Genomic DNA, 24,955 nt, shown 5'->3' on the forward strand with positions numbered 1-24,955 from the left:
TAAATATCATCATAAGATAAAATGTAAAAGCAAAGGAGGAATAGCTACAATGAACGGACAGAATCGATCTGATATCCGCGCTGGTCTTCAGGTGGATATTGTGCTTAAAAAGGATCAGCCTACGGGTAAACTGACGCGAGGAACGGTGAAGGATATATTGACCAATTCTCCACGTCATCCGCATGGAATCAAAGTGCGTTTGGTAGACGGACAGGTTGGACGTGTCAAACATATTGTAATGAATGAAGGATAAGAGCTTTGGGCTTAGGAGGAATAATGTATGAATGAGGCAACGGCATGGTCTAAAAATGATCGTTATCCGCTTATTTTACTTGTACTGCTGGTGCTTGCTCTCATTTGGTCCTTGGTTCGTCCGGCGGATTATTTTACATGGGTACTGGAAGTTCTCCCAGCTGTTTTAGGAGCTATACTGCTGGCGGCTCTTTACCGTCGATTTCGGTTTACCAATCTGGTATACACCCTAATCTGGCTACACGCACTCATCCTGATTGTCGGGGGGCACTATACCTATGCCGAAATGCCTCTGTTCAACTGGATTCGGGATACGTTTGGGCTGGAGCGCAATTATTATGATCGACTTGGGCATTTTGCGCAAGGTTTTGTGCCTGCACTCATTGTCAGGGAAGTGCTGCTGCGTAAGACGGCTTTGGGAAGCGGGAGCTGGCTCACTTTTCTAACGGTTAGTGTGTGTCTTGCGATCAGTGCTGTGTACGAACTGATTGAGTTTGCCGTAGCCAAGGCAACCGGTACGGCGGCAGAAGCCTTTTTGGGGACACAGGGAGATGTATGGGATACTCAATGGGATATGCTCCTTGCGTTCATCGGTGCCCTGACAGCGGTGATTTTGTTAAGCGGGGTACATAACAAGCTGCTCAAACAGCTAAAGGTATAGCAGGGTTTCTTTTTAAGCCGCTTTTTATTACCGTAGTTTTAAATTTTTTTTAGGGTTATATTCGCGTCACAGGGCGGCTGTCGAGATGCAGGGTCGCTGCATCCATGTAGCTGTCCAGTAGCCGCTCAAAAATACGGTCCCACGTCTGCTCCAGACTGTATGCTCTACCAGTTCTGGACAGAAAGTCGCGAAGTGGGACATCCTCGTACAACAGGTGTACAGCTTTGGCAAAGGCAGCGGCATCTCCAGCTGGACACAGTAACCCCGTTTTCCCATGGATTACATTATCTTTGACCCCGCCTTCATTGGCGCCGATCACGGGTGTGCCGGAGGCCATAGCCTCCAAAACGACGTTACCGAAGGTTTCCGTAGTGGAAGGAAAGAGGAATACATCGGCTGCAGCGTACAGTTCAGCTAATTCCGGTCCTTTTACAAAACCAAGCCAGTGAACTGCGTGCTCTGGCACTCCGATATCTGCTGCAGTTTTGAACTTAAACAATGGGCCATCTCCTGCAATGACCAGCACTGAGGCTGCGCGGACGTCGTCGGGCAACTGGAGATAGGAATCCAGTAACGTGTCTATCCCCTTTTCCGGTGCTAGTCTGCCCACATACAAAATCACAAATGCGTCTGCACGAACGCCCCATTTTTCCCATATCGCTTCGCGATTCACTGTGGGCTGGAAGCGGTCGGTATCAATTCCTCTACCCCAGATTTCGAGCTGTCCCATTCCTTTATTGCGTAACAATTCCATGGTTGACCGAGAGGGGACATATACCCTTTCACAATGTCTGTGAAACCAGAGTATGTATTTCCATAACGCAGGTTCAAGCCAACGAAGCTTGTAATATTCGAGGTATTTATCAAAGTGGGTGTGATAGGAGGCGACAAGTGGAATATGGTGTTTGGCAGCGTAGCTTGTTCCATACAGGCCAAGGTTAAACGGAGTAGCGACATGAATTAGATGCGGGGAAAAGGCTGACAGGCGCTCGTTGATTTGTTTGGCGTTAGGGATCGCTAGTCTACATTCCCGGTACAATAAAAAGGGAATACTTCGAAAACGCTCCACGCCCGGCCCCGAGGACAGATGATGGTCTGCCTCCGGTGCGAAGACAAGCGTAGATACCCCGTGTGTCTCCAAATAGCCAATCCATCGTTCCAGTGTCAGAGCAGCGCCATTGACATCAGGCGTATACGTGTCTGTAAATAATGCGACTCGAAGCATGCCTTCATTCCTCCCTCGCCATTCTCATTTATCCTATGACGTTCCAGGGGAGTCCGCTTGGAGGCTCCGGCTTTTATTGTGTCATAATTTTGTTTACGGGCTTGCCGGGTTTTGTAAAAGTTGCCCTGCGGACGGGCGCTCTTCTCAGATTTTACTAATCCATGGCACGATGAGATCCTTCTGCGATGTTGATGCAGATAGGGAAATTCTGTTGATATGTATCCTAGCAGGAACTATACATTTCATAAATATTCCTGATCTCCGATGGTTTTGGGTAATAATAAAACATGGACTTTGTCTTGAAATTTCATTATAGTAATTCGGTATGAATAAATTTGAAGGGTAAGCAGGAGGGATGGCTTTGGCTTTTGGAGCACGGGTGTTAAAAACGGGAATCGCAGTGACGCTCGCCCTTTTTCTGAGCACGCTTTTGAACACCCATTCGCCTGTGGGGGCAGCGATAGCCGCTATTTTTGCCATGCAACCGTCGATATATAGGTCGTGGCGTTATTTTCTGGATCAACTCCAAACAAGCACATTAGGTGCAGTCATGGCGTTGCTGGGCGGAATGGTATTTTCGAATGAGCCGATTGCGGTCGGACTGGTATGTGTATTGGTACTTATGATATGTCTGAAAATAAACATGGCTGATACGGTTGGATTGACACTCGTGACCGTTGTTTCTGTCATGGAAGCTTCAGGGGACTGGAAATTTGCAGTAACCCGCTTTGCGCTGACTCTGATCGGGATTGTGTCTGCTTTTGTCATCAACATTACTGTTTTTCCTCCCAAACCGAAAAGGCAGTTTATCAATCAAATTCAAAATGTATTTAACAGCATGTCCTTGCTGCTGCGAACTGCCATTTCAGATGAGATTAAGGAGTCTGTCTTTAGAGAGGAAAAGGGAAATTTGCAGGGAGCTATTAAATCACTCTCGGACAAATATCATTTGTTCGAAGAGGAGCAGAAAAAGCTCAAGCGCACCAAGTTTAGTCAGACCAGACAAATGGTCGTATACAAACAAATGCTCGAAAGTTTGCACAAAGGATACGAGGTCTTGGATGCGGTTGAAAGGCACTACTTCCAGTCTTTACGTCCAAAGGGAACAGATGCGTTTTTTGACGATCATCTGGAGCGGCTGATTCGTTTTCACGAGCACGCTCTGCTGAAATTCGAAAATAAACTGAAACCAAATGAGGATGAAAGTGAATTGTTTCAGCAGGCCAACGGCGATTTTATGAAGCATGCCATTACACGTTTTGACCATTGTGAGGAGGGAATGCTGCGGCTTTCCATCGTAGCTGCGACGATGTACGACTATGGTCATCAGCTGGAGCGATTAAGCAGACTGGCCGATCATATTCATCCTGTGGAAGAGAGTCGATAGGCAATTTCGAAAAAAAAAGAAAAAGCGACCGCATTCATCAATCAGATGGACGGTCGCTTTTTTATGTCATGAATTCAAGGATGTAGGAACAGGCTAATGGAAGATTGCCAGAAAATACAAAAAAAGCCCACTGGTTGCGAACAGGGACTGAACTTGCTACAATAGAGGATGCTATGTTTTACATCGTAAAACCGTATTGCATAAGTTGTTAACACACTTCTTGTTACATTATAGCATGCTTCAAAGGAATAGTCAATTTTCCCGGATCAGGGGGATGCGATGAGTATGCCCGGGTCCATAATAGAGCATAGTTTGTACGCAAGGGAGCCCTGCGCGGAGCAGGAGGAAACGGAACAGGAGCGATGTCAGTGACTACTGAGCAGCAATGGAATGAGGAACAACGAAGAGTAGAAGATGTGACCGCAGTCATTAGCGGGCGTATTCGGAAGCTGGAGACAGAGGTTGGTTCTGTGCGCGGCGATGTCGTCGATATGCGTAAAGACTTCTGGGATGAGGTAACGATCAATTTCAGTGAGGCGGATGATGTGGGAGAGACGTCCACCAGTTTGCGTCAGCAGTCTGAGATTTTGTCTGAGCGGGAACGAAGACACAAGCATTCCACTGAGGCGCTAGGGCGTTTGAAAAAGTTGCTGGACTCACCCTATTTTGCACGCATTGATTTTGCTGAGGAAGGGCAGACTGCGGAACGCATTTATCTGGGGATTGCCTCCCTGCTGGATAATCAGGATGAGGAATTTCTGATCTACGACTGGCGTGCGCCTATTTCGAATCTTTATTACGATAACATGCCAGGTCCCGCTTCTTATAAGACCCCAGAAGGGGAGATGGAAGGAGAACTGACTCTCAAACGCCAATTCTCAATCCGTGACGGACAGATTCGCTTTATGTTCGATACAGGGGTGACCATTGGAGACGAACTCCTTCAAGCCGTATTAAGCCGGAGCTCGGATGCTCAAATGAAAAGTATTGTCGCTACCATTCAAAAGGAGCAGAATCGCATCATCCGTGATGACCGAAGCCGTATGCTTATTGTTCAGGGAGCGGCAGGAAGTGGCAAAACCTCTGCAGCGCTTCAGAGAGTAGCGTATTTGCTGTATAAGTATCGGGATCGCTTGCGAGCGGATCAGGTCGTGTTATTTTCGCCAAACCCCATGTTTAACAGTTATGTTTCGACGGTATTGCCTGAATTGGGTGAGGAAAATATGCTTCAGGCCACGTTTCAGGAATATTTGGAACGACGTTTGGGCCGGGAGTTTCAGTTAGAAGATCCTTTTGAGCAGCTGGAATATGTGCTATCAGCGTCGTCACAGCCTGGGTATGAAGCTAGGATGGAAGGTATCCGTTTTAAGTCATCCAAGACGTTCTTACATGTGATTACAGGCTACAAGGCGCATCTGGAACAGGAGGGAATGCGTTTTAAACCTGTTCGTTTTCAGGGACGTGAGGTGATTTCAGTAGAGCAAATGGCAAGCAAGTTTTATGAATTCGACTCGGCTGTGCGGCTGGCGAACCGATTGGAACTGCTACGCGATTGGATGCTCAAAGAGCTGGCCCGCTTTGGTAAGGAAGAATGCTCCGCTCCTTGGGTGGACCAGCAGATGGATCTGTTGGAGCCGGAGGATTATCAGCGTGCATATAACCGCATGCGCCGTAAATTCAAGAATAAAGGCGATACCTTCGACGACTTTACACGTGAAAGAGAAATATTGGCGCGTATGGTGGTCAGTGACCGCTTAAAGCCCTTGCGCAAGTGGATTAAGGCACTCCGCTTCGTGGATACAACCCGTCTATACAGCGAGTTGTTTATGAACGAGACGTTATTAAGCCAACTGTCGAATCATGCAGAGCTACCCGTCAACTGGAGTGAAATTAGTCGGCAAACTCTGAAACGAATTCAGGCTGGAGAATTAGCGTATGAGGATGTGACGCCCTTTTTATATTTGCGTGAGCTGATGCTGGGCTTCCGTTCCAATAGTAACATCCGTCATGTGTTTATTGATGAGGCACAGGACTATTCACCATTCCAGCTGGCTTTCTTTAAACGATTATTTCCACAGGCTAAAATGACGGCACTCGGCGATTTTAATCAGGCCATCTATGCCCATGCTTCGGTGCTTCAGGATGCAGAACCATTGTATGACCTGTATGGAGCAGACCAGACCGAGATGATTTCCCTGACACGCAGCTATCGCTCAACACAGGAGATTGTAGAGTTTACCCGGGGGATGGTAGCAGGGGGAGAGCATATTGTTCCGTTTAACCGTAAGGGTGAGAAGCCTCTGGTAACCGAGGTGAACTCGCGTGAAAAGCTACACCAACTGATTGCCGGGAATGTTACAAAATTGCTGGCAGAGGGTTATGAATCCATCGCAGTGATCTGTAAAAATGCTGATGAAAGCGCGGCAGCCTACGAAGCACTGGAAGGACAACTGCCAGTAAAGCCAAAATTAATTAAGAAAACAACCCCTGCTTTTGAAAAGGGGATTCATATCATTCCAGCCTACCTGGCGAAAGGCGTGGAGTTTGATGCGGTTCTCATTTATGACGGATCAGTCCAAGAATACCAGCGTGAGAGTGAGCGTAAATTGTTCTACACGGCCTGTACGCGAGCGATGCATTTGCTGCATATATATAGCATAGGGGAGATTACGCCATTCGTGAGTTCGCAGGAATCGGAGACGTATATCCGTAAAGTGGAATAAAGTGACCATGTTCTTTAGGGGCGGCTGGCATTGTTGAGCGTATTCCAGTAACATAAGCAAATAAGCCAAACAGGTAAGAAGCATAAACGGAGGTTACAAACGTAATGGACATGAAGAGAGTATTTCAACGCCCGCCGCTGGCGGACTGTGTACCCGAGTTGATAGCTACAGCTAGAGGGGAGCGCAAGGCATCGCTGGTGATCCGCGGAGGAACGCTGGTCAATGTGGTATCGGGCGAATTGTTACCGGGCATGTCTATTGCTGTGCAAGGCTCTCGTATCGCATATGTCGGTAGAGACGTTAGCCATACGATTGGAGAAGACACCGTAATCATTGAAGCGGAAGGCCGCTATATGGCACCGGGTTTGCTGGACGGACATTGTCATATCGAAAGCACACAGCTCACCGTAACTGAATTCGCGAAGGCTGTACTGCCGCTGGGCGTGACGGGCGGTTTTTTTGACCCACATGAAATTTCCAATGTGCTGGGTCTAAAAGGGCTTCGTCTGATGCTGGACGAAGCCCGCACGACACCGCTGGCTGCTTACATGCAGGTAGCTTCGTGCGTGCCTTCCACAGGCCCAGAGCTGGAAACGACAGGTGCCTCTTTCGGTCCGGCGGAAGTCGCAGAGGCTCTAAGCTGGGGCCCGGATATGATCGGGCTGGGCGAAGTTATGAATTTCCCTGGCGTCGTCTATGGCGACGACGTGATGATCGGGGAAATTCAGGCCACGCTGCGCGCCGGCAAAGTGGCGGATGGCCATTTTACATGGGCCTCCGATGATTGGCGGCTGCCGGTCTATGCAGCCGCAGGAATTACGGGCGATCACGAATGTGTCACGCCCGAAGATGTAGCCGAGCGTATCCGGCTCGGCATGTATGCCAAGATGCGGCAAGGCTCCGCATGGCATGATGTGGCCGAGACGATCCGTGCCAGCACGGAAATGGGTCTCGACACGCGCCGCATGATGCTGGTGACGGATGATCGCAGCGCCGAATCCTTGCTCCATGAAGGGCAGATGGATTTCGTTGTCCGTCATGCCATTGCGCAGGGCGTTAAGCCAGTGACTGCCTTTCAAATGGCAACGCTGAATACGGCAGAGCGCTTCGGCGTGGCACGGGACATTGGCTCGATCATTCCCGGTGCGATTGCCGATATTATCTTGCTTGATGGCCGCTTGGCCGAAGTGAATGTGACGGCTACCATTGCAGCGGGTCAACTGGTGGCCGAGTACGGTCAAATGGTCGCCGACTGGGACGGCTTCGTTTATCCTGCGGAAGTAATGGACACAGTCCATTTGGGTCGAGAGCTGAGTGCCGCAGATTTCCGTATTGTGGCTCCAGTGCAGGAAGGGAATGTACCTGTACGGGTAATTCGTGTCACGGAAAATCATGTAGATACGAAGGAAGTGCGGATGACCGTTCCGGTGCGTAATGGTGAAGTTGCATCAGATCCTGCGCAGGATTTGTGCAAAATCGCCGTTTTCGAGCGACATCATGCCAGTGGCAGCCACGCGGTGGCACTTGTGACAGGCGTCGGCTTCACCGAGCCAGCCGCAATTGCCATGACCGTCGCGCATGATAGCCACAACCTGCTCGTCATCGGCAATGATGACGAGCTCATGACCCAGGCGGCGAAGCAGGCCGTTGCCCTGCGTGGCGGCGTGGTGGTCGTATCCGCCTCGGGTGAGACGCGCTTCCCGCTTCCGATCGCCGGGCTGATGTCCCCAGCTCCGTTTGCTGAGGTAGCTGCGCAGTCCGAAAGCATCAGCCAGGCACTTCAGCAATCCGGCTGCATGTTGAACAACGCGCTAATGACACTGTCGCTGCTCGCACTGGTCGTAATCCCTGAAATCCGCCTGTCGGATCAGGGTCTTGTCGTGATCGGAGCCGACGGTATACGCAAGGTGTCTCTTTTCGTGGAAGAGGATGCTTCGGAAGCCTGATAGAATACATCACTGGGGTTGTCCTGCAGGTCTACCCAGACCTGTGGGATAGCCCCTGTTTTCTTATATAGTCCTAAAGGTATCTTTGATTCCTTAATCAACGTTTTGTGGGGTGGTGAGGAGATGCAATTATATTATCGTTCATTAGAAAATATGGCTCATCAAGCCTCAATTATAGATCAGGATTGGAACAGGTTTGTAGAGCAAACCCGTGTGAGGCATGTTCAGCAAGGGACATATCTTATTGAAACAGGGGAACCTGTGAAACACGCTTATTTTTGTTCGGAGGGATTATTCCGTTTGTTTTATACTTTGGCAGATGGCAGAGAGTATAATGTTGGTTTTTCACCAGAAGATGATTATGTAACCTCTTATGGCGCTATGGTTCAAGGTAAACCATCCACTTTTACGATTGAGGCCATGGAAGATTCGGTTGTTATTGAAATTCCATATTACGTATTAAAGGAGCTTATGGATACAAGCCATATGTGGGAAAGATTCGTGCGTAAAAGCGTAGAAAGACTGTACATTCGCAAAGAGGAACGGGAACGCGAATTGTTATATCTTTCTGCTAGGGAACGTTATGATGCCTTTCTTCTCAAGTATCCCGGGTTAGACAAACGAGTTGCACAATACCATATAGCTTCGTACATAGGTGTATCCCCCGTCTCACTTAGTCGTTTGCTGCGCAGCAAGCCGCATTAACCTATGTTAATGCGGCTTGGCAGACAAGCAGCGTACAATAACGATAAATCCATTCAAGCTTCACTAAAAAGGAGATAGGCATATGCGTTATATGATGATTGTATTATTGGAATTCTACCCTTCTTGGTTGGCTCTTCCTCGGGAAGAACGCCGCAAACATGCGGGGGCCTTGCAGGCTCGTATTCAGAAGTACAGCGAACATGTTCAGGTTCGTTTTTTCGATGCAGAAGCACTGCCCGGAAAGGACTATACGGATTTCGTTGTATGCGAAACAGAGGATATGAAGCAATATCACTATATGTGGGAAGAAATTCGTGATTCGGAGCCGTATACCAAAGGATATATGAAGATTAAAGATGTAGTAATGGGGATGGAAAATGCATTTCAGTCCTATGAGTCCGAAATGCTACAGATGGACAAATAACTCCCCGTACTCCTTTACTATGTAAAAGTAGGAGTTGAGCTTGTACAGGTTTTAAACAAGGCGAGTTCCCATGCTGTTTTATTCAGCTGGGAATTCGCCTTTTATCTAATAGAGACGATAATAAGATAAAATCGTATTATGCAACTGTATTACTTATAACCGTCATAAAACCATTATTTGTAGCATTATTAATTAACTGATTAATAGATTTTGCTGCGCTATCGCTAAACAAGTACCACTCATCTTTGGATACGTCATGAATCAAAAACTTGGGATACCCGATTAAAACTTCGGATGGAAAGGACTGGATTAAAGAATACACATCAAAACGAGCTAAGCTTTTCCCTTTTTGGTCTAAAAAATCGTATTGTGCATTTTTATAATAAGACCCAGGTGTGTCAATAGTGAGTCTCCAAGAATAGTTTTCAGGTGCTTCGACTTTTTCGCCTTTGTTTTTTGCAAAAATATTATAAATGGCTTTGTTATATGCATTGCCATGAATATGCTGAACTACGCCGCCCATAATCATATGGTATTCCTGTTGAAGTGCCTTTACTTGTACACCGTCTATGAGCAATGGTTCAATATTAATAGTCACTGCAAAGTTGCTGTAATTGACATTACAGCCAAATGTCTCTGCAATAAAACGAAGTGGAACATATATGTTGTTATTTTTCAAGTATGGTTTTACATCAAGCTGTATCTTTTGACCGTTTTTCTCCGCTGTGCTTTTGTTTACTGCTAATTTTACTTTCATATCGCTTTTAGCGAGAATAACCTCGGAATCGGACCATTCGACGTTAGCCCCCAAACTTTCGCTAATAACACGTAGAGGCACCATTGTACGTTTGTTCTTCATTTGTGGCTTTGCATCGGTTGCTATAGCCACACCGTCAATTTTGATTTGATTTTGTGCTGCATAAGCAGTGGACGATGAAATACATAAAAAGATAGCAAGAAAAGCCCCAAAGAATGCCTTGTTCATAAAAGATTGCTCCTTTTTTTGATTAATTTGTTGCACAGTAACTTTCCCCCATATTAAGACGCGACTGGATAAAAATTTGTTGCGTTTTCCTGTTCATCAACTTGACGTAACAACCAGTTTGTACTATTCAACTGAATTCCGATATTTACCACCCAAAAAATTCTAATCTTCCTGGGGAATTATGTCGATAACATTGAATATTGTTCATAAAATTTACAAAGTAAATCCTTAGGGGGAAAGTTAATGAGAAAACAGCTAAAAGTTGCGATTTCTCTAGCATGTTTAATGATGTTTATAGGTTGTTCAGCATCACCAGTATCACAGCAGACGACCAAGATTACATTTTTGAATTCTAAATCTGAAATAAAAACCCAATTAGAAGAAGTCGCAAAACAATACAATCAAGAGCACCCTGAAGTATCTTTAGAAATTATAACCGCTCCAGAGGGAACGTCTGCATATCAAAAGCTGATGTCGATGTACGGCTCAGGAAGCCCAGCAACGATGTCGATGCTTGACCCGGGTGACACGCAGACATTCCTGGATAAAGCCGTTGACTTAAGTAAAGAGAAGTGGGTAGCCGATACGATAGAAAATGGACTTGATGCAGTTAAGAAAAACGATGCTGTGCTGGGATTCCCATTTGCAGTGGAAGGCTACGGATTAATCTATAACAAAAAAGTATTGGACAAGGCAACAGGGGGTCCTTTTGATCCTTCTTCGGTCAACAGTAGAAGCAGCCTGAATTCATTAATGGCTAAAATTCAGAAGTCGGGAGTAGCACCAGTCATGCTTTCACCAATGGACTGGTCTCTTGGCTCTCATCTTCTGGCTCTGGCTTATTCTGTTCAACCTGGAGGTTTTCCAGAGTTTGTTAAAGGTATGCAGAACAACTCCATCGATATGTCCCAAAACAATGTAATGTCTGGATGGGTACAAACTTTAGATCTGCTCAAGGATAACAACATCAATAAACACGCGCCTTTGGACAGTACGTATGAGGATGGATCCAAAGCTTTGGGAGAGGGCAAGGTAGGGCTTTGGTTTATGGGCAACTGGGCTTGGAATGGAATAAAGAGCAATGATACGGCAAATGAGGAATACGGGTTCTTGCCTCTTCCGCTAAACGATAATACAGATGATCCCAACAATTCAAAGATCACAGTTGGTGTGACAAAGTATGTATTCATTGACTCCACAGCTACTACGCCACAGCAGCAAGAGGAAGCAAAGAAATTTTTAAACTGGCTGGTATACGAAAAGTCGGGACAGGAACTTTTGGTTAACAAGGCTAATGTTATACCAGCCTTTAAGAATATTGACTTAGTGCCTTCCGATCCCTTGAGTAAATCGATCAAGTCATATATGTCGAACGGAAAGACGCTGCCGTTTATGGCAACCCTTCCACCTGATCATGGGGCCATCACAGGAGCATCTATCCAAAGCTATATCAGTGGAAAGATAGATAAGGCTGAGCTCTTACGCCAAATACGCATATACTGGAAAGCTCAGCAGGGATGATACGAGACCAGTCACGGGAGGAAGATAAGGGTGTTTAAATTAACATTAAAGAAAAAAATAATTAGTGCAGCGCTCATACTGGTAATCGTACTGTCCCTTTCAAGTGTTATAGGCGTCATTAAGATGTCGGAAATGGGGGAGGCTTCTGATAAGGTAAATAACAGGTCGTTACCTGCGGTTATTCTTCTTCAAGGTATGGATAAGCAGATTACAGAAATCGATAGACTCACCGTTCGAATGATACTCGAAGAGGATGCAGCTGCTCGCAGCACTTATCAAGAAGAACTAGCCAAAGCTACAGATTCAATGGATAAGAGTGTAAATAAATATCAAAGTTTGGCCTCTACGGCAGAGGAAAAAGAACTGTTCACCAACTTTTATGGTCAGTGGGCAATGTATCTTCGCCATCTAAAGGTGGTTTCTGCGGCCATGGAAGAAAACGACAAAGTGATGGCCTACATGATCATTCATGGAAATTCTTCTATTTATAAGGCAGCATTAGACGATGTAAATAAACTGAAGCTGCTTAATGAGCAGTATGCCACTGAGGCAGCTAATCAATCGAGTCAATCTTACCATTCAGGTAGACTTTTGATGATTTCTTTGACTATCATATGTACGATCCTTGGAATTATCGGTTCTTTTTTATTGGCTCAATCGTTCACTAAGCCCATATTAAAAATAGCAGAACAGATAAAGCTGGTAACGAGAGGGGACCTGCAAGTGGAACCCCTTAGGGTCCGATCCAAAGATGAGGTCGGGGAGCTGGCATCCGATTTTAATGAAATGTGCGATTCGCTACGTAACCTTTTAAAGGAAGTTGTGGATAATTCCTTACTGGTTGCCTCTACGGCTGAACAGCTAACGGCCAGTGCAGAACAGACAAGCATTGCTACCGAGCAGATAGCTATAAGTGCCACTCAGGTTGCGGAGGGTTCTCAGACACAGCTTGCAGATATAGCTGAAACGCTGAATTACACGGTAGGCGTTTCTAAAAGTGTAGAGAGCATAACCAATCGCTTTGTGAATGTGGCGAACCTCACAACCCAAGCACAAGAAAAAGCAAACAACGGGAAAACCCAAATGTCTTCCACCGTCTCTCAAATAAGAGATGTGCATACCAAGGTAACTCAATCCGCTGAAGTGGTAAATATTCTAGGCGAAAAATCTGCAGAGATTAGACAGATCACAGCTATGATTAGCGATATATCTGCCCGAACCAACTTGCTTTCACTCAATGCGAGTATAGAAGCTGCACGAGCGGGAGAGCAGGGAAAAGGATTTGCGGTTGTCGCTTATGAAGTACGTAATTTGTCGGCACAAGCAAGTGAAGCAACGGGCAAGATTTCCTCTCTGGTCAACGAAATCGCATTAAGAACAGACGAAGTTGTGATTTCGATGAATGAAGGTGTTCAATCTCTAAATGAAGGTATGATGCTTGTCGAAGGTGTCGGTAACGTCTTTTCTGAAATTGTCGGTGCCGTGGAAGAGGTGAGCGGTGAGGTAGATACTGCGGCTGTAGAAGCAAGATCCGTAAATGAAGGAACCGTTTCTATGGTGGAATCTATGAAGAAAATTGCCGAAATCTCCGAACGTGCAGCCGACTCTACTCAAACAGTCGCAAGCGTAGTCGAGGAAACTACTGCCTCCATGGAGGAAGTGTCCGCAGGTGCTAACATGCTTGCCAAGCGGGCGGAAGAGATGAATCAAACGGTGTCCGTATTCAAAATTTAAAGTAAGTTAGCGGTAGTCTTGGACGAGAAAAACAAGTCCTAGACTACCGCTGTTGTATTCAACTCTTGTGTCTGATTTAATTTGCGTATAATTACGAATGAACTGCTTCAGCTTGTTTAGCAGCTTTTTTCAGATTCTGTTTGCGGCGTTCCTCTAGATATCGTTCTCCATTTTTCTTGTCAGCTGTTAGCGTAAAGCAGGAAATGATGGTGAACAGACCTGCAATGGAACCCAAAATAACATAAGTGATTGGGAAATTCAGAACTTCATACATATGTCCGACAATAGGTGAGAAAACAGATACCACCAGGGAGCCCATAAACAAATACAGTAGGTACATGGTGGACGATAAGCGCTGGTCAAAGTTGACGGTAATGTACTTGAAGATGGCTACCAGAATCAGCGGTTTTTCCAGGGAGTGAATCATCTTCATCGCAGCCACCCATATGGAACCGAACGGCAGCGAAGAACCGATAATACGCAACGACATGATCGTTCCGGCAATAATCAATGCCCATTTGGCAGTCGTTTTGTTCACAAACCATGGGGTAACAAACAGGAACACAAATTCCAGGAATACCTGTACAGCACTTAAATCGCCAAGGAATTGATTTCCTTCTGCTTTGGAACTGAACTGAGATACGAAATAGGTGGCAAATTGCTGGTCATATACCTCATAAATTTGGGTCACGCCAACCATGAATAGCATAAGAAACCAGAACTTTGTGGTGCGTACGAGATGTAGTACGTCAATGAGCTTCAACGATTCAGTTTTCTGCTGCTCCTGTCCAGAAATTTCGACTTTGGTCAAGAAGATGCAGATCATGGCAACAACAGCAGATACGGAGGCAATCCAGAAGGTCAGATTTACATTGATGTTGATGACCCGCCCCGCAACAAAAGTAGCGGCCGCCCATCCGAGTGAGCCCCACATACGAACTCGTCCGTATTCAAAGCCGTATTTGCGCGATACTTTGTCCATATAGGAATCGACGACACCGTTACCTGCATTAAACACCAGACCGATAAATAGTGCACCGACAATGGCACCAATGACGAACTGCGTTTGAAGCAATGGACCGTACACATAGATAAAAAAGGGTCCGACGAGCAAAAGGATCGTAAAGAGTATGTACAGCAGATGTTTTCTCAAGCCCAGCTTGTCGGATAAGTACCCAAACAGGGGTTGCATGATCAAGGCGACGATAGAGTTAGCCGCGTATAAAAACCCTGTGTAGGTTTCTGAAATCTCCAGGCTTTGTCCTAGCCAAATGACAAAAAAAGACATGGCGGCAGACCATGTAAACAGATAAGCGAAGTTAAAAACGCTCAAAGACCAATAGTTGCGTTTTGCCAAATTCCTCATGTTTAAGCACCCCTTCAAATTGTAGCCGCTCAATGTGTTGACAACGTCATTAAGAATTGTCTGTACTATTAATTGTAAGGATGATTCAATTGAATCCATAGGGCATTTTCCCAAGATTTCCTGTGCTTATTGCAATCAATTCTAGATGGGTTATACAGAGCTTTTATTATCTTGTAAGAATTAAGTCCTACGTGTAAAATTGTTCATAGTTCATTAGGCTCATTTAGTAGGAGGAGAAACATGGCAAGAAGCAGAAGTGTTCTAAGGTCTGGCTGACATGGTCATACTGATAGCATAATAAATTGTTAGAGCAAGGGGATGAAGTGGTTCTTTTGCAAGTACAAAGTTACTTGAAACCGTGAACGTATATAGAGTATTGTGTAATGATGAGTTATCGAAACTCACATCTTGGATAATGTTCTTACACCGATCGGGAAGGGTTAGCGAATGGCTATCCCTACTTGGTGCTGCTATGCCCTATTGACATGTACTATACAAAATAAAAAGAAAATGAATGATAACAAATTGTTGTGATTTCATGGTTGGAGGATTTATTATGTCAAAAAGTGTTTCTTCGTCCTTTATTATTATTATAGGATCGATGCTATTTGCCTTATTTTTTGGTGCAGGGAATCTAATCTTCCCACCTATGCTTGGTCAAATGGCTGGAGAGAATGTATGGATAGCCAATGCGGGTTTCTTGGTTACCGGAGTTGGTTTACCGTTACTAGCCATCACTGCCTTTGTTTTTTCAGGCAAAAGCAATTTACAAACTTTAGCGAGTCGGGTACATCCTGTATTCGGGATTGTCTTTACAACGATCCTTTATCTAGCCATTGGCCCTTTATATGCAATTCCAAGAACCGGTAGTGTGTCGTTTGAAATTGGAGTAAAACCTTTTTTTTCAAACCATACTGATCATCCTGTCGCACTTTTTGTATTTACAATTCTTTTTTTTGGAGTTGCATGCTTGTTATCACTTAACCCTACAAAAATTATTGATGTGATCGGAAAGTTTTTAACCCCCATTAAATTGACATTCATTGGAATCCTGGTGGTTGTAGCTCTTATTCACCCCATAGGAGCCTTCCAAGCACCTGCTGAAGGCTATACTTCGCACGTCTTTTTCAAAGGTTTTCAAGAAGGTTATTTAACATTGGATGCTCTTGTAGCCTTTATTTTTGGAATTATCATTGTGAATGCAATTAAGGAAAGAGGAGTTACTGCCAAAAAAGAGCTGATGATTATTTGTGCCAAATCGATAACCATCGCGGTTGTCCTCTTAGCATTTATCTATACGTCTCTTGCCTACATGGGAGCTTCTAGCGTTGAAAAACTGGGTGTTTTAGAAAATGGTGCTGAGGTGTTAGCCAAGGTTTCATCCTATTATTTTGGATCTTACGGCTCCATTTTATTAGGCTTAATGATTACAGTAGCGTGTTTAACGACAAGCGTAGGGCTTATTACGTCCTGTTCTTCCTTTTTTCATACCTTGTTTCCGAAAGTTTCTTATAAAAGAATTGCTCTCATGTTATCCATATTTAGTACCATTGTAGCCAATATAGGTTTAACACAGCTCATTAAGGTTTCAACGCCAGTGTTAATTGCAATATATCCTATTGCGATTTCTCTAATATTTTTAACATTTTTACATTCCGTGTTTAAAGGAAAATCAGAAGTATATCAAGGCAGTTTAATATTAACCTTCATTGTTAGTCTATTTGACGGCTTGAATGCTGCTGGAATAAAAATTAAAGTAATTAATGACTTTTTCACTCAAATTCTTCCGTTATATGATGTAGGATTAGGCTGGTTAATTCCCTCTGTTTTAGGAGGAGTAGGAGGTTATATATTCTACTATATTAAACGAAGAAAAATTGTCCTTATACTTATGAAGCCAAAAAATAAATGATTTGCTTATTCGGTGAATTGGACATGTATAACAAAAAAGAAAGAACGAACGGAGAACTGGATCTTCCGTTCGTTCTTTCTTTTTTGTAACTTTACTGGCTGCGATTCAAATCAAAATCATGCTTTTTAGTCTGTTATAGAAGGGACAGCAGGCGCCTGATCTGCTTCGTGCTGTTTGCGGTATAGCGAAGGAGTCAGACCGTTCCATTTTTTAAAGGTTGCAATAAAATAGCTTAGATTTTCAAATCCCACATCCAGCGCAATATCAACTACTTTGCGGTCACTTTGCTCTAGCAACCTGCAAGCCTTCTGAATCCGCTGATAGTTGATATATTCAACCGGACTTTTCTGCACCATTTGCTTGAAGAAACGACAGAAATGTCCCTCGCTCATCCCAACCTCATCTGAGATCTCTCGCAAACGAATGGGCTCATGCGCATGACTGTTGATGTACGCCAGTGCTTTTTTGATCCGTTCGACCTTGTTGCGTTGACTCGCCATAACCACGTCTTCTCCGTTAGCCGGAGTCATATGCGGGAACAGGCAGGCGATTATGCTATAGAGTTGTGCTTTGGTGGTCAGCTCACGGGCAGGCGCATTCTGTTCATGGCTGGTGATAATACGTTTCAACGCGGTCAATAGCTCCTGCTCCCAAGACTGTACACCGCGAATGTGAGGGGGAGGGACGAGCTTTTTATGGATAAACGGTTCAATAAACTGGGTCTGAACTGTATCTTGCGTGCGGCTGTGCAGCATGTCCGGGTGAAACACCACCGCAGAAAATACACAGCGAGGACTTTTTTGTAAATAACCGGCGTGAAGCTCGCCACTGTTTACAAAAAGGGCTTCACCTTCGCTAACCTCCGTATAGACCATATCCGTCTGAAATACAGCACTCCCCTGTTCTACTACGATAAACTCCATTTCCTCATGCCAATGGGACTCCAATATACGATTTCCGTTCAATTGCTCTATACTAGGATATACGCTGACTGGATACATGGGATTGCCGTGAATGCGGTTTTCTCGTAACATTTCCTTTTGCATTTCATTGATTCCTCTCGGCAAACTGATTTATATAGGAAACATCAAAATATTGATACTAAACGTCAAAATAAAAGAAGTAAACCCTTACATAAATCAATATTATTATAGTAAGGATTTCGAAAAAATCCAATAAGCGATTTGGGAACAAGGAATATAAAAGTCGAGACGGAGGAAGAGACAGATGAAATTTACTGATGGCTATTGGTTGGTTCGCAAGGGCTATGAAATACAAAATCCTGCTGACATCCGTGATATCGTGACGGACGATGCTTCCATGACGGTATATGCAGCAACCCACCGGATCGAGCACAAAGGGGATACGCTGAACGGGGCGTTATTGAAAGCGACCTACAGCTCTCCCATGCCGAATGTTATTCGGGTGCGTCTGAACCACCATAAGGGACGGGTGCATCATGGACCAGATTTTGAAATTCACACCTTGCCGACAGAGGTGGCTATTACGGTGGGTGAGGATGTAGCGGTGCTGAAAAGCGGCGATCTGAGTGTGCGAGTCGGTCGTGGAAAGAGCTGGGACGTAGGCTTTTATGTCAAGGATCGTAAAGTCACAGGCAGTGGGCATCGGGGACCAGGCTATATTACGGACCCACAGGGTCAGCCTTTTTTCCGGGAGCAGCTGGAGCTGGGCATGGGAGAGTACGTATACGGTCTTGGAGAGCGTTTCACTCCGTTTGTGAAAAATGGTCAGGTCGTTGATATTTGGAATGAAGATGGCGGGACCAGCAGTGAACAGGCGTACAAAAACATTCCATTTTATTTATCCAATAAAGGGTACGGTGTATTCGTCAATCATCCGGAAAAGGTATCCTATGAGATTGCATCGGAAAATGTTTCGAAGGTACAGTTTAGCGTTTCTGGCGAATCGTTAGAGTATTTTATTATTGGTGGAGCTAATCCTAAGGAGGTACTGGACAATTATACCAAGCTGACAGGCAAGCCTGCATTGCCGCCGGCCTGGACCTTTGGTTTGTGGCTGACCACTTCGTTCACGACTGATTATGATGAAGCGACAGTAAACCATTTTGTGGACGGGATGGCTGAACGGGATCTGCCACTCTCGGTATTCCATTTTGACTGCTTCTGGATGAAGGAATACCAATGGTGCGATTTCCAGTGGGATCAAGATATGTTTCCAGATCCGGAAGGCATGCTGCAGAGATTGAAAGCTAAAGGTCTCAAAATTTGCGCATGGATCAATCCGTATATTGCAGAAAAGTCCATATTGTTTGATGAAGGCATGGAGAATGGCTACTTGGTTAAAACAGCCGATGGCAGTGTGTGGCAGTGGGACATGTGGCAGGCGGGAATGGGGCTGGTTGACTTCACGAATCCGGCTGCAGTTGCCTGGTATCAGGATAAGCTGAAGGTGCTGATCGATCAAGGCGTGGATTGCTTCAAAACCGACTTTGGTGAGCGTATTCCAACAGATGTAGTTTATTTTGATGGCTCTGATCCAATGAAAATGCATAATTACTATACGCATTTGTACAACAAAGCTGTGTTTGATGTGCTGGAGGAAAAGCTGGGCAAAAATGAAGCCGCATTATTTGCACGTTCTGCCACAGCCGGGGGACAACAGTTCCCAGTTCACTGGGGCGGAGACTGCTCGTCCACGTATGAGTCGATGGCAGAATCCTTGCGGGGCGGATTATCGCTTGGCTTGAGTGGTTTTGGCTTTTGGAGCCATGATATTAGCGGCTTTGAACTAACGGCTGCGCCGGACTTATACAAACGGTGGGTACAGTTTGGACTGTTATCCTCCCATAGTCGTCTACACGGAAATGTGTCATATCGTGTTCCTTGGCTGTTTGACGAAGAGTCAGTCGACGTAGTGCGCAGCTTTACCAAACTCAAATGCTCGCTGATGCCACACCTGTATGCAGCTGCTGTGGAATCCTCGGTGAAGGGACTGCCGATGATGCGGGCTATGGTATTGGAATTCCCGCAGGACCCTACCTGTGCCACGCTGGATCTACAATACATGCTGGGGGATTCCATTTTGGTAGCCCCGATCTTTAATAAAGAAGGCAATGTACAGTATTATGTACCAGAGGGTCAATGGACGAATTTGCTAACGAATGAAATCGTATCTGGCGGTCGTTGGGTCAACGAGCATCATGATTTTACAACCTTGCCTGTGCTCGTGAAGCCAAACACATTGCTGGCCATTGGTCATGAGGATCGTCGTCCGGATTATGATTATGCAGATCAAGTGACGCTTCATTTGTTTGAGCTCGGTGAAGGGCAACAGGCCCGCACGGTCGTCGTGAATACATCAGGTGAAGAAGAGCTAACGGTTACTGCCAGCCGCAAGGATTCTGTCATTAGGGTGAAGGCCGAAGGGGCCGTTAAACCGTGGTCGTTAGTACTGCGCGGTATCCATGAGGCTGTTCAAGTGAAGGAAGGCAGCAGTCTGGCGGGAGAACAGGGGTTAATCATTACACCAGCCTCCAGCGGACAGCAAGAGCTCACTATTCACTTGGCCTAGGTTAGGAGTTCATCCGTGGATGGATAGATTATATTGTAGCGATTATCTTGCAAAAAAAAGGGCTTGCCTGATACAAACAGGCAAGCCCTTTTTGATGTGGCATCCGATAAAGAATATCTTCAACTTTAGCATTGATATCATACCCTATGCATTTTGCTGAAGTAGTAGTGGTACAAGGTACTGCCGGAAAATATCCACAGGAGTCCGTTTCTTTTTAAATTTATCAGCCGTGAGGACAACTACCAAGTCATAAGAGGGGACCACAATAATGTATTGCCCACCAAAGCCGAGTGCGTAAAAAAAGCCTGTTTCCGTTCCTGTCTCTCTCTCATCTGAAAAGGAAGAAGCCCACCAGTGACAGCCGTAATATGCTTTTTGTGGTTTGGAGGCTGGAAGAAATGGACGGGTCGAATATCGGACGGTCTCTGTCTGGATGATCTGCCGTCCTTCCCAGCTTCCTTCGTTCAGATAAAGTCGCCCGAATTTGAGCATGTCCAGCGGTCTGAGATGCAGCCCAAAGCCCCCGGTGTGAGTGCCTTGCGGATCGGTTTCCCACTGATAGTTATCGATACCAAGTGGCTGGAATAATTGCTCCTCGGCAAATTCAGCAACGGCTTGTCCAGAGGCAGAACGCAGCAAGGTGGCCAAAAGTTGAGAACAGCCAGAGCTGTACTCCATTCGCGTACCTGGTATATCCGATAATGGCTGTGAAAGCACAAATTGCACCCAATCGGACGTTTTGCTCATGGTAGGAAAAGAATTTTGTCCCCCAAATTCCGTCCAGTTAAAGCCAGCAGACATTGTCAGCAGGTGTTCAATCGTAATATCACGCTTTCGAGGGTCACTGTCTTTGGCTAACTGGGGGAAAAATTCGAGGATCGGTGTCTCTGGTTTGGGTACCAGTCGTTGATCCATAGCAATACTAACTAATGCAGAAATCACACTTTTGGTACAGGAATTTATTTTATAGAGTTCGTTGGCGAATTGAGGCTCACGGTAGTAATCCATGATCGTATGTCCCTGTTGCTCAATAAGACAGCTACGGGTTTCCAACTCGTTAAGCACGTGAAAAAGTGGTTTGAGCTCCAAACTTTTCATGCAGATCCTCCTTGAGGCTTATAGCATACCATTACATAGTATATCATTTTTAATCATCCGAATCCGACAAGTATAAACGAATAATGGTTCTTATCTTTTTCCCTAATTTGAATTTTTTTGTTTTTTGATATTAATAAATATATATATGTTCACTAAAAAGACACAAATATATTTGAAAATCTATACACTTTTTCGGTTTCATTTAAAAAAACAGATCAATAAAACGATATATAGTAAGTTGAACATTTTATTTTGAAACAACTGGGGGACCAATTCATGAACTTAACAATTAAGACCAAAATGATTCTCAGCGCGATACTGATCCCAAGTGTGATTGCTGCCATGCTGCTGACCAATTACATTTTAAGTGTACATAGTGAGAATGAGTACAAAGATATTATGAACCGTGAAGAGGCGATTGCGTATAACTCCAAGTCTCTGCAATTTTTGTTAAACGGGATATCCAATGATGAGCGGGCATATTTGTTGACTCGTGACGAACAGTATGGGAACGAGATCGGAAACAAGCAAAATGAAGTTGCAAAGTTGTTACAGGAGACAGAAGCTCTGCTCAATACAGGCAATGAGGATACAAAGAAGAAGATGACTGATCTCAAAACAGGGATTAATACCTATATGAATCAAGTTCATAGTCTACTGACTACAGCGGGGTATAAGAGTACAAGAGATGATGCCTTCCCGCCATTTTCTGAATTGCTCGATGATTTTGAAAACGAACGGGTTTTGCGCAAGCAACTTGATACCAAGGTGGTAGCATTTGTCAAAGCGCAGGAAGATATGGTAACGGTGAAAATACAGCAGGCGCATCAAACGATGACGAATACAACCTTAATTACGAGCATTGTAGGGCTTTTGGTTATTATTTACAGTATTGCTCAATCTATCGTTTTGATTCGTTCTATTCGTCCATTACACCATATGAATGAGCAGCTGTTGCAAATGTCTCAAGGTGGAGGAGATTTGCGAAGTAGACTGGATATTACGTCCAAAGACGAAATCGGTATGATTGCGAGCTCCTACAACAAGCTTATTGAAGGATTCCGCAATATCATTGTGGATGCTCAGGATACGGCTCGTACATTAACTGTAACCGCAGAGCGTGTTAACGTGAGTACTGAGGAAATGAATCAGGCCAATCGTCATACCTCCGGTGTAATGGAAGAGCTTGCGACGGGTATGGAGCATCAGGTCGATGATATTACACAAACTACAGATACCATAAAAGAGCTTGCCAACGAGCTTGAACGGATTGCTGCCACAAGCGAGCAGGTATATGAATTGTCTGATACAGCTGCTAAAGATGCAGAAGCAGGGGAACAATCGATTGGTAAGGCTATGCGTCAGATGGAGAAGGTAAGCGAAAGTGTAGACAGCTCTGCACGTGCTGTACGTTCACTTAGTGAACAGGCGGAGCAGATTGGCATGATCGGATCTGTTATTACCGGATTTGCCAAACAGACTGGAATGCTGGCGCTTAATGCGTCCATTGAAGCGGCAAGAGCGGGAGAACAGGGCAAAGGATTTGCTGTTGTGGCCTCTGAGGTAAGAAGATTGTCCGAGCAAGTATCGGTTTCAGCAGCAGAAATCACACAGTTTGTGCAAAATATTCAGGAGCATGTTGGGCATGTCGCTTCAACCATGCAGTCTGGAACAGTTGAAGTGCAATCTGGCGTAAAGGTCATGCAATCCGCTGAAACTGCATTTCGTCAGATTGGAAGTTCCATTCAACAAGTCAGCGAGCAGATTCACAGTGTAAACCGGTCTGTAGAACAAATGTCCGGTGGATCTGAGCGAATGGTGAAGGCCGCGGAACGCATCCGTGAAGTAGCGGAGCAGACGGCGGGAGGAACCCAAAGCGTCAGTGCGGCGGCTGAAGAGCAACTGGCTTCCATGGAGGAAATTGCATCGTCCATTCATACTGTGGCGGATATGTCGCAATTGCTAAACGCAAGGGTCGGTGGTTTTAAAGTATAGCCGTATAAATTCCCACCAATGTAAACACAATAACATCTGTTGAACGAATCTGGACAGCTGTGTGTTATTACTTTTGCAAAGGTGGTAACGGGATGCAACAAAATAAAGGGAATCTGGTTGCATTAGGTTCCATCCCGCTGATGATGACGCTGGGTAATTCCATGCTGATTCCGGTTTTACCGGAAATCGGACGTAAGCTACATGTAAGCTCCTTTCGGATTAGCATGTTGATTACAGTGTATGCGGTGGTGGCCATTTTACTGATACCGATTGCGGGCTATCTATCCGACCGATTTGGCCGTAAAGCAGTGATTGTTCCCTGTCTGATTCTGACTGTGATCGGAGGGGGAATTTCTGCGGTGGGAGCATGGTTGCTTCATGACCTGGCAGCATACTGGACCATTATTGCAGGTCGACTACTTCAGGGCGCAGGAGCTGCAGGGGCTTTTCCTATAGTCATTCCGCTTGTGGGCGATCTGTACGAGAACGAGGATGAAGCCAGCAAGAACCTGGGGGTAGTCGAGACCTACAACACATTCGGTAAAGTATTAAGTCCGATTCTCGGTGCTGCGTTGGGCGCTATGCTATGGTTTTTGCCATTGGCAGTGATTCCGGGTCTCTGTCTGATTTCGCTTATTTTGGTCATTTGGCTGATCCATGTGCCCAAGCGTAAAAATCAACCGATTATGTTTCGAGAATTTGTGGGGAATGTGAAGCAGGTGCTTGCCGAAAAGGGACGCTGGCTCTACGCTATTTTTGCTATGGGCGGTATTTGCATGTTTGTCATTTTTGGCGTCTTGTTCTACTTATCCGACATACTGGAAAGTCGCTACAACCTCCATGGCGTCTGGAAGGGCTTTGTGCTGGCTATCCCGCTTATTTCCCTCTGTCTGTGCTCTTATTTAGGTGGCAAAGTTATTGGCAAGCACAAAAAACGTATGAAATGGATCGGTTTCGGAGGTTTGGCCATATTGACGATTAGCTTTGCCATTCTCGGATTTTTTCAACATATTTATGCGGTGATTGGCCTGTTTACGCTAGGCGGCGGCGGTATTGGGCTCGCACTCCCTTGTTTGGATGCACTGATTACCAAGGGAATTGAAAAAGAGGAGCGCGGAACCATCACTTCCTTGTACAGCAGTATGCGCTTTGTCGGAGTATCTTTAGGTCCGCCGGTTGTATCTTTGCTGATAGGCCGCAGTGGACATGGTCTGCTTTTTGGCGTCATGGCCGCAGTGGGTGGAATTGCGGCTCTGCTGATGTTATTTGCGGTCAAGCCAGAACAGGATGAACCAGCAGGGGACAAATCCAGTGATAGCAGCAATAAGAGTGAGGGAATGACATACATTTCTCGAGAAAAGCCTCCTTCTTCTAAGCTTAAACACAAAACCCCTGCGAAATATAAATAAATTGCAAATGAAAAAGCACCCGTTTTCCATGGAATTAAGCCATGGTAACGGGTGCTTTTG

18 protein-coding genes are annotated in these 24,955 nt (G+C 45.3%); 13 read left to right on the top strand and 5 right to left on the bottom strand.

What is annotated here, in order from left to right:
- Positions 1 to 49 precede the first annotated feature (49 nt).
- Together ACU1JV_RS10830 and ACU1JV_RS10835 are read left to right on the top strand one after the other, a co-directional pair.
- The gene (locus tag ACU1JV_RS10830; protein ID WP_013370570.1) at positions 50 to 253 is read left to right on the top strand and encodes a YwbE family protein; all 204 of its coding nucleotides are present in this window, start codon (positions 50 to 52) and stop codon (positions 251 to 253) included.
- A gap of 27 nt (positions 254 to 280) precedes the next feature.
- Complete coding sequence (locus ACU1JV_RS10835; protein WP_058829434.1) at positions 281 to 913, top strand: DUF2238 domain-containing protein; 633 nt, start codon at positions 281 to 283, stop codon at positions 911 to 913.
- A gap of 55 nt (positions 914 to 968) precedes the next feature.
- On the opposite strand, the gene ACU1JV_RS10840 is transcribed toward ACU1JV_RS10835, so the two are convergent.
- On the bottom strand, positions 969 to 2,138 hold the full coding sequence (locus ACU1JV_RS10840) for a glycosyltransferase family 4 protein (RefSeq protein WP_413985938.1): 1,170 nt from the start codon (positions 2,136 to 2,138) through the stop codon (positions 969 to 971).
- A 355-nt stretch (positions 2,139 to 2,493) separates the two neighbouring features.
- On the opposite strand from ACU1JV_RS10840, the gene ACU1JV_RS10845 reads away from it, so the two are divergent.
- The 5 genes from ACU1JV_RS10845 (at position 2,494) to ACU1JV_RS10865 (ending at position 9,323) form a co-directional block, all read left to right on the top strand.
- Positions 2,494 to 3,525 carry an FUSC family protein gene (locus ACU1JV_RS10845; protein ID WP_014599646.1) on the top strand — a complete coding sequence of 344 codons (1,032 nt, stop codon included), beginning with the start codon at positions 2,494 to 2,496 and terminating at the stop codon, positions 3,523 to 3,525.
- Positions 3,526 to 3,887: 362 nt separating this feature from the next.
- Positions 3,888 to 6,248, top strand: coding sequence for an RNA polymerase recycling motor HelD (gene helD / locus ACU1JV_RS10850; RefSeq protein ID WP_413985939.1), 2,361 nt, complete (start codon positions 3,888 to 3,890; stop codon positions 6,246 to 6,248).
- 104 nt (positions 6,249 to 6,352) lie between these two features.
- Positions 6,353 to 8,194, top strand: a complete 1,842-nt coding sequence (locus ACU1JV_RS10855) for an adenine deaminase (RefSeq protein WP_337682363.1) — start codon at positions 6,353 to 6,355, stop codon at positions 8,192 to 8,194.
- Between the two features lie 123 nt (positions 8,195 to 8,317).
- On the top strand, positions 8,318 to 8,899 hold the full coding sequence (locus tag ACU1JV_RS10860) for a Crp/Fnr family transcriptional regulator (protein WP_013370577.1): 582 nt from the start codon (positions 8,318 to 8,320) through the stop codon (positions 8,897 to 8,899).
- 82 nt (positions 8,900 to 8,981) lie between these two features.
- Positions 8,982 to 9,323, top strand: coding sequence for a darcynin family protein (locus ACU1JV_RS10865; protein ID WP_013370578.1), 342 nt, complete (start codon positions 8,982 to 8,984; stop codon positions 9,321 to 9,323).
- 136 nt (positions 9,324 to 9,459) lie between these two features.
- On the opposite strand, the gene ACU1JV_RS10870 is transcribed toward ACU1JV_RS10865, so the two are convergent.
- Positions 9,460 to 10,308, bottom strand: coding sequence for a copper amine oxidase N-terminal domain-containing protein (locus ACU1JV_RS10870; RefSeq protein WP_040103747.1), 849 nt, complete (start codon positions 10,306 to 10,308; stop codon positions 9,460 to 9,462).
- A 243-nt stretch (positions 10,309 to 10,551) separates the two neighbouring features.
- On the opposite strand from ACU1JV_RS10870, the gene ACU1JV_RS10875 reads away from it, so the two are divergent.
- Both ACU1JV_RS10875 and ACU1JV_RS10880 read left to right on the top strand, forming a co-directional pair.
- The gene (locus ACU1JV_RS10875; protein WP_013370580.1) at positions 10,552 to 11,829 is read left to right on the top strand and encodes an ABC transporter substrate-binding protein; all 1,278 of its coding nucleotides are present in this window, start codon (positions 10,552 to 10,554) and stop codon (positions 11,827 to 11,829) included.
- A gap of 30 nt (positions 11,830 to 11,859) precedes the next feature.
- Entirely contained in the window at positions 11,860 to 13,563 is a 1,704-nt protein-coding gene (locus tag ACU1JV_RS10880) for a methyl-accepting chemotaxis protein (RefSeq protein WP_013370581.1), read from the top strand.
- Between the two features lie 91 nt (positions 13,564 to 13,654).
- Here the strand turns inward: ACU1JV_RS10880 and ACU1JV_RS10885 are convergent, their stop codons facing one another.
- Positions 13,655 to 14,929, bottom strand: a complete 1,275-nt coding sequence (locus tag ACU1JV_RS10885) for an oligosaccharide MFS transporter (protein WP_040101614.1) — start codon at positions 14,927 to 14,929, stop codon at positions 13,655 to 13,657.
- A 556-nt stretch (positions 14,930 to 15,485) separates the two neighbouring features.
- Between ACU1JV_RS10885 and brnQ the strand changes: the two genes are divergently transcribed.
- Positions 15,486 to 16,841 carry a branched-chain amino acid transport system II carrier protein gene (brnQ, locus tag ACU1JV_RS10890; protein WP_025677948.1) on the top strand — a complete coding sequence of 452 codons (1,356 nt, stop codon included), beginning with the start codon at positions 15,486 to 15,488 and terminating at the stop codon, positions 16,839 to 16,841.
- 125 nt (positions 16,842 to 16,966) lie between these two features.
- On the opposite strand, the gene ACU1JV_RS10895 is transcribed toward brnQ, so the two are convergent.
- Positions 16,967 to 17,887, bottom strand: coding sequence for an AraC family transcriptional regulator (locus ACU1JV_RS10895; RefSeq protein ID WP_337682365.1), 921 nt, complete (start codon positions 17,885 to 17,887; stop codon positions 16,967 to 16,969).
- Positions 17,888 to 18,068: 181 nt separating this feature from the next.
- On the opposite strand from ACU1JV_RS10895, the gene yicI reads away from it, so the two are divergent.
- Positions 18,069 to 20,393, top strand: a complete 2,325-nt coding sequence (gene yicI / locus ACU1JV_RS10900) for an alpha-xylosidase (RefSeq protein ID WP_413985940.1) — start codon at positions 18,069 to 18,071, stop codon at positions 20,391 to 20,393.
- Between the two features lie 144 nt (positions 20,394 to 20,537).
- Here the strand turns inward: yicI and ACU1JV_RS10905 are convergent, their stop codons facing one another.
- Positions 20,538 to 21,491 (bottom strand): serine hydrolase domain-containing protein, encoded by a 954-nt coding sequence (locus ACU1JV_RS10905; RefSeq protein ID WP_025677942.1) that lies wholly within the window; start codon positions 21,489 to 21,491, stop codon positions 20,538 to 20,540.
- A gap of 276 nt (positions 21,492 to 21,767) precedes the next feature.
- Here ACU1JV_RS10905 and ACU1JV_RS10910 point away from each other — a divergent pair, with 276 nt between their 5' ends.
- Together ACU1JV_RS10910 and ACU1JV_RS10915 are read left to right on the top strand one after the other, a co-directional pair.
- A complete protein-coding gene (locus tag ACU1JV_RS10910) occupies positions 21,768 to 23,486 on the top strand; it encodes a methyl-accepting chemotaxis protein (protein ID WP_064963143.1) in 1,719 nt (572 codons plus the stop codon).
- Between the two features lie 92 nt (positions 23,487 to 23,578).
- Positions 23,579 to 24,895, top strand: a complete 1,317-nt coding sequence (locus ACU1JV_RS10915) for an MFS transporter (RefSeq protein ID WP_413985941.1) — start codon at positions 23,579 to 23,581, stop codon at positions 24,893 to 24,895.
- Positions 24,896 to 24,955 lie beyond the last annotated feature (60 nt).

Source organism: Paenibacillus sp. T2-29, assembly GCF_052921365.1.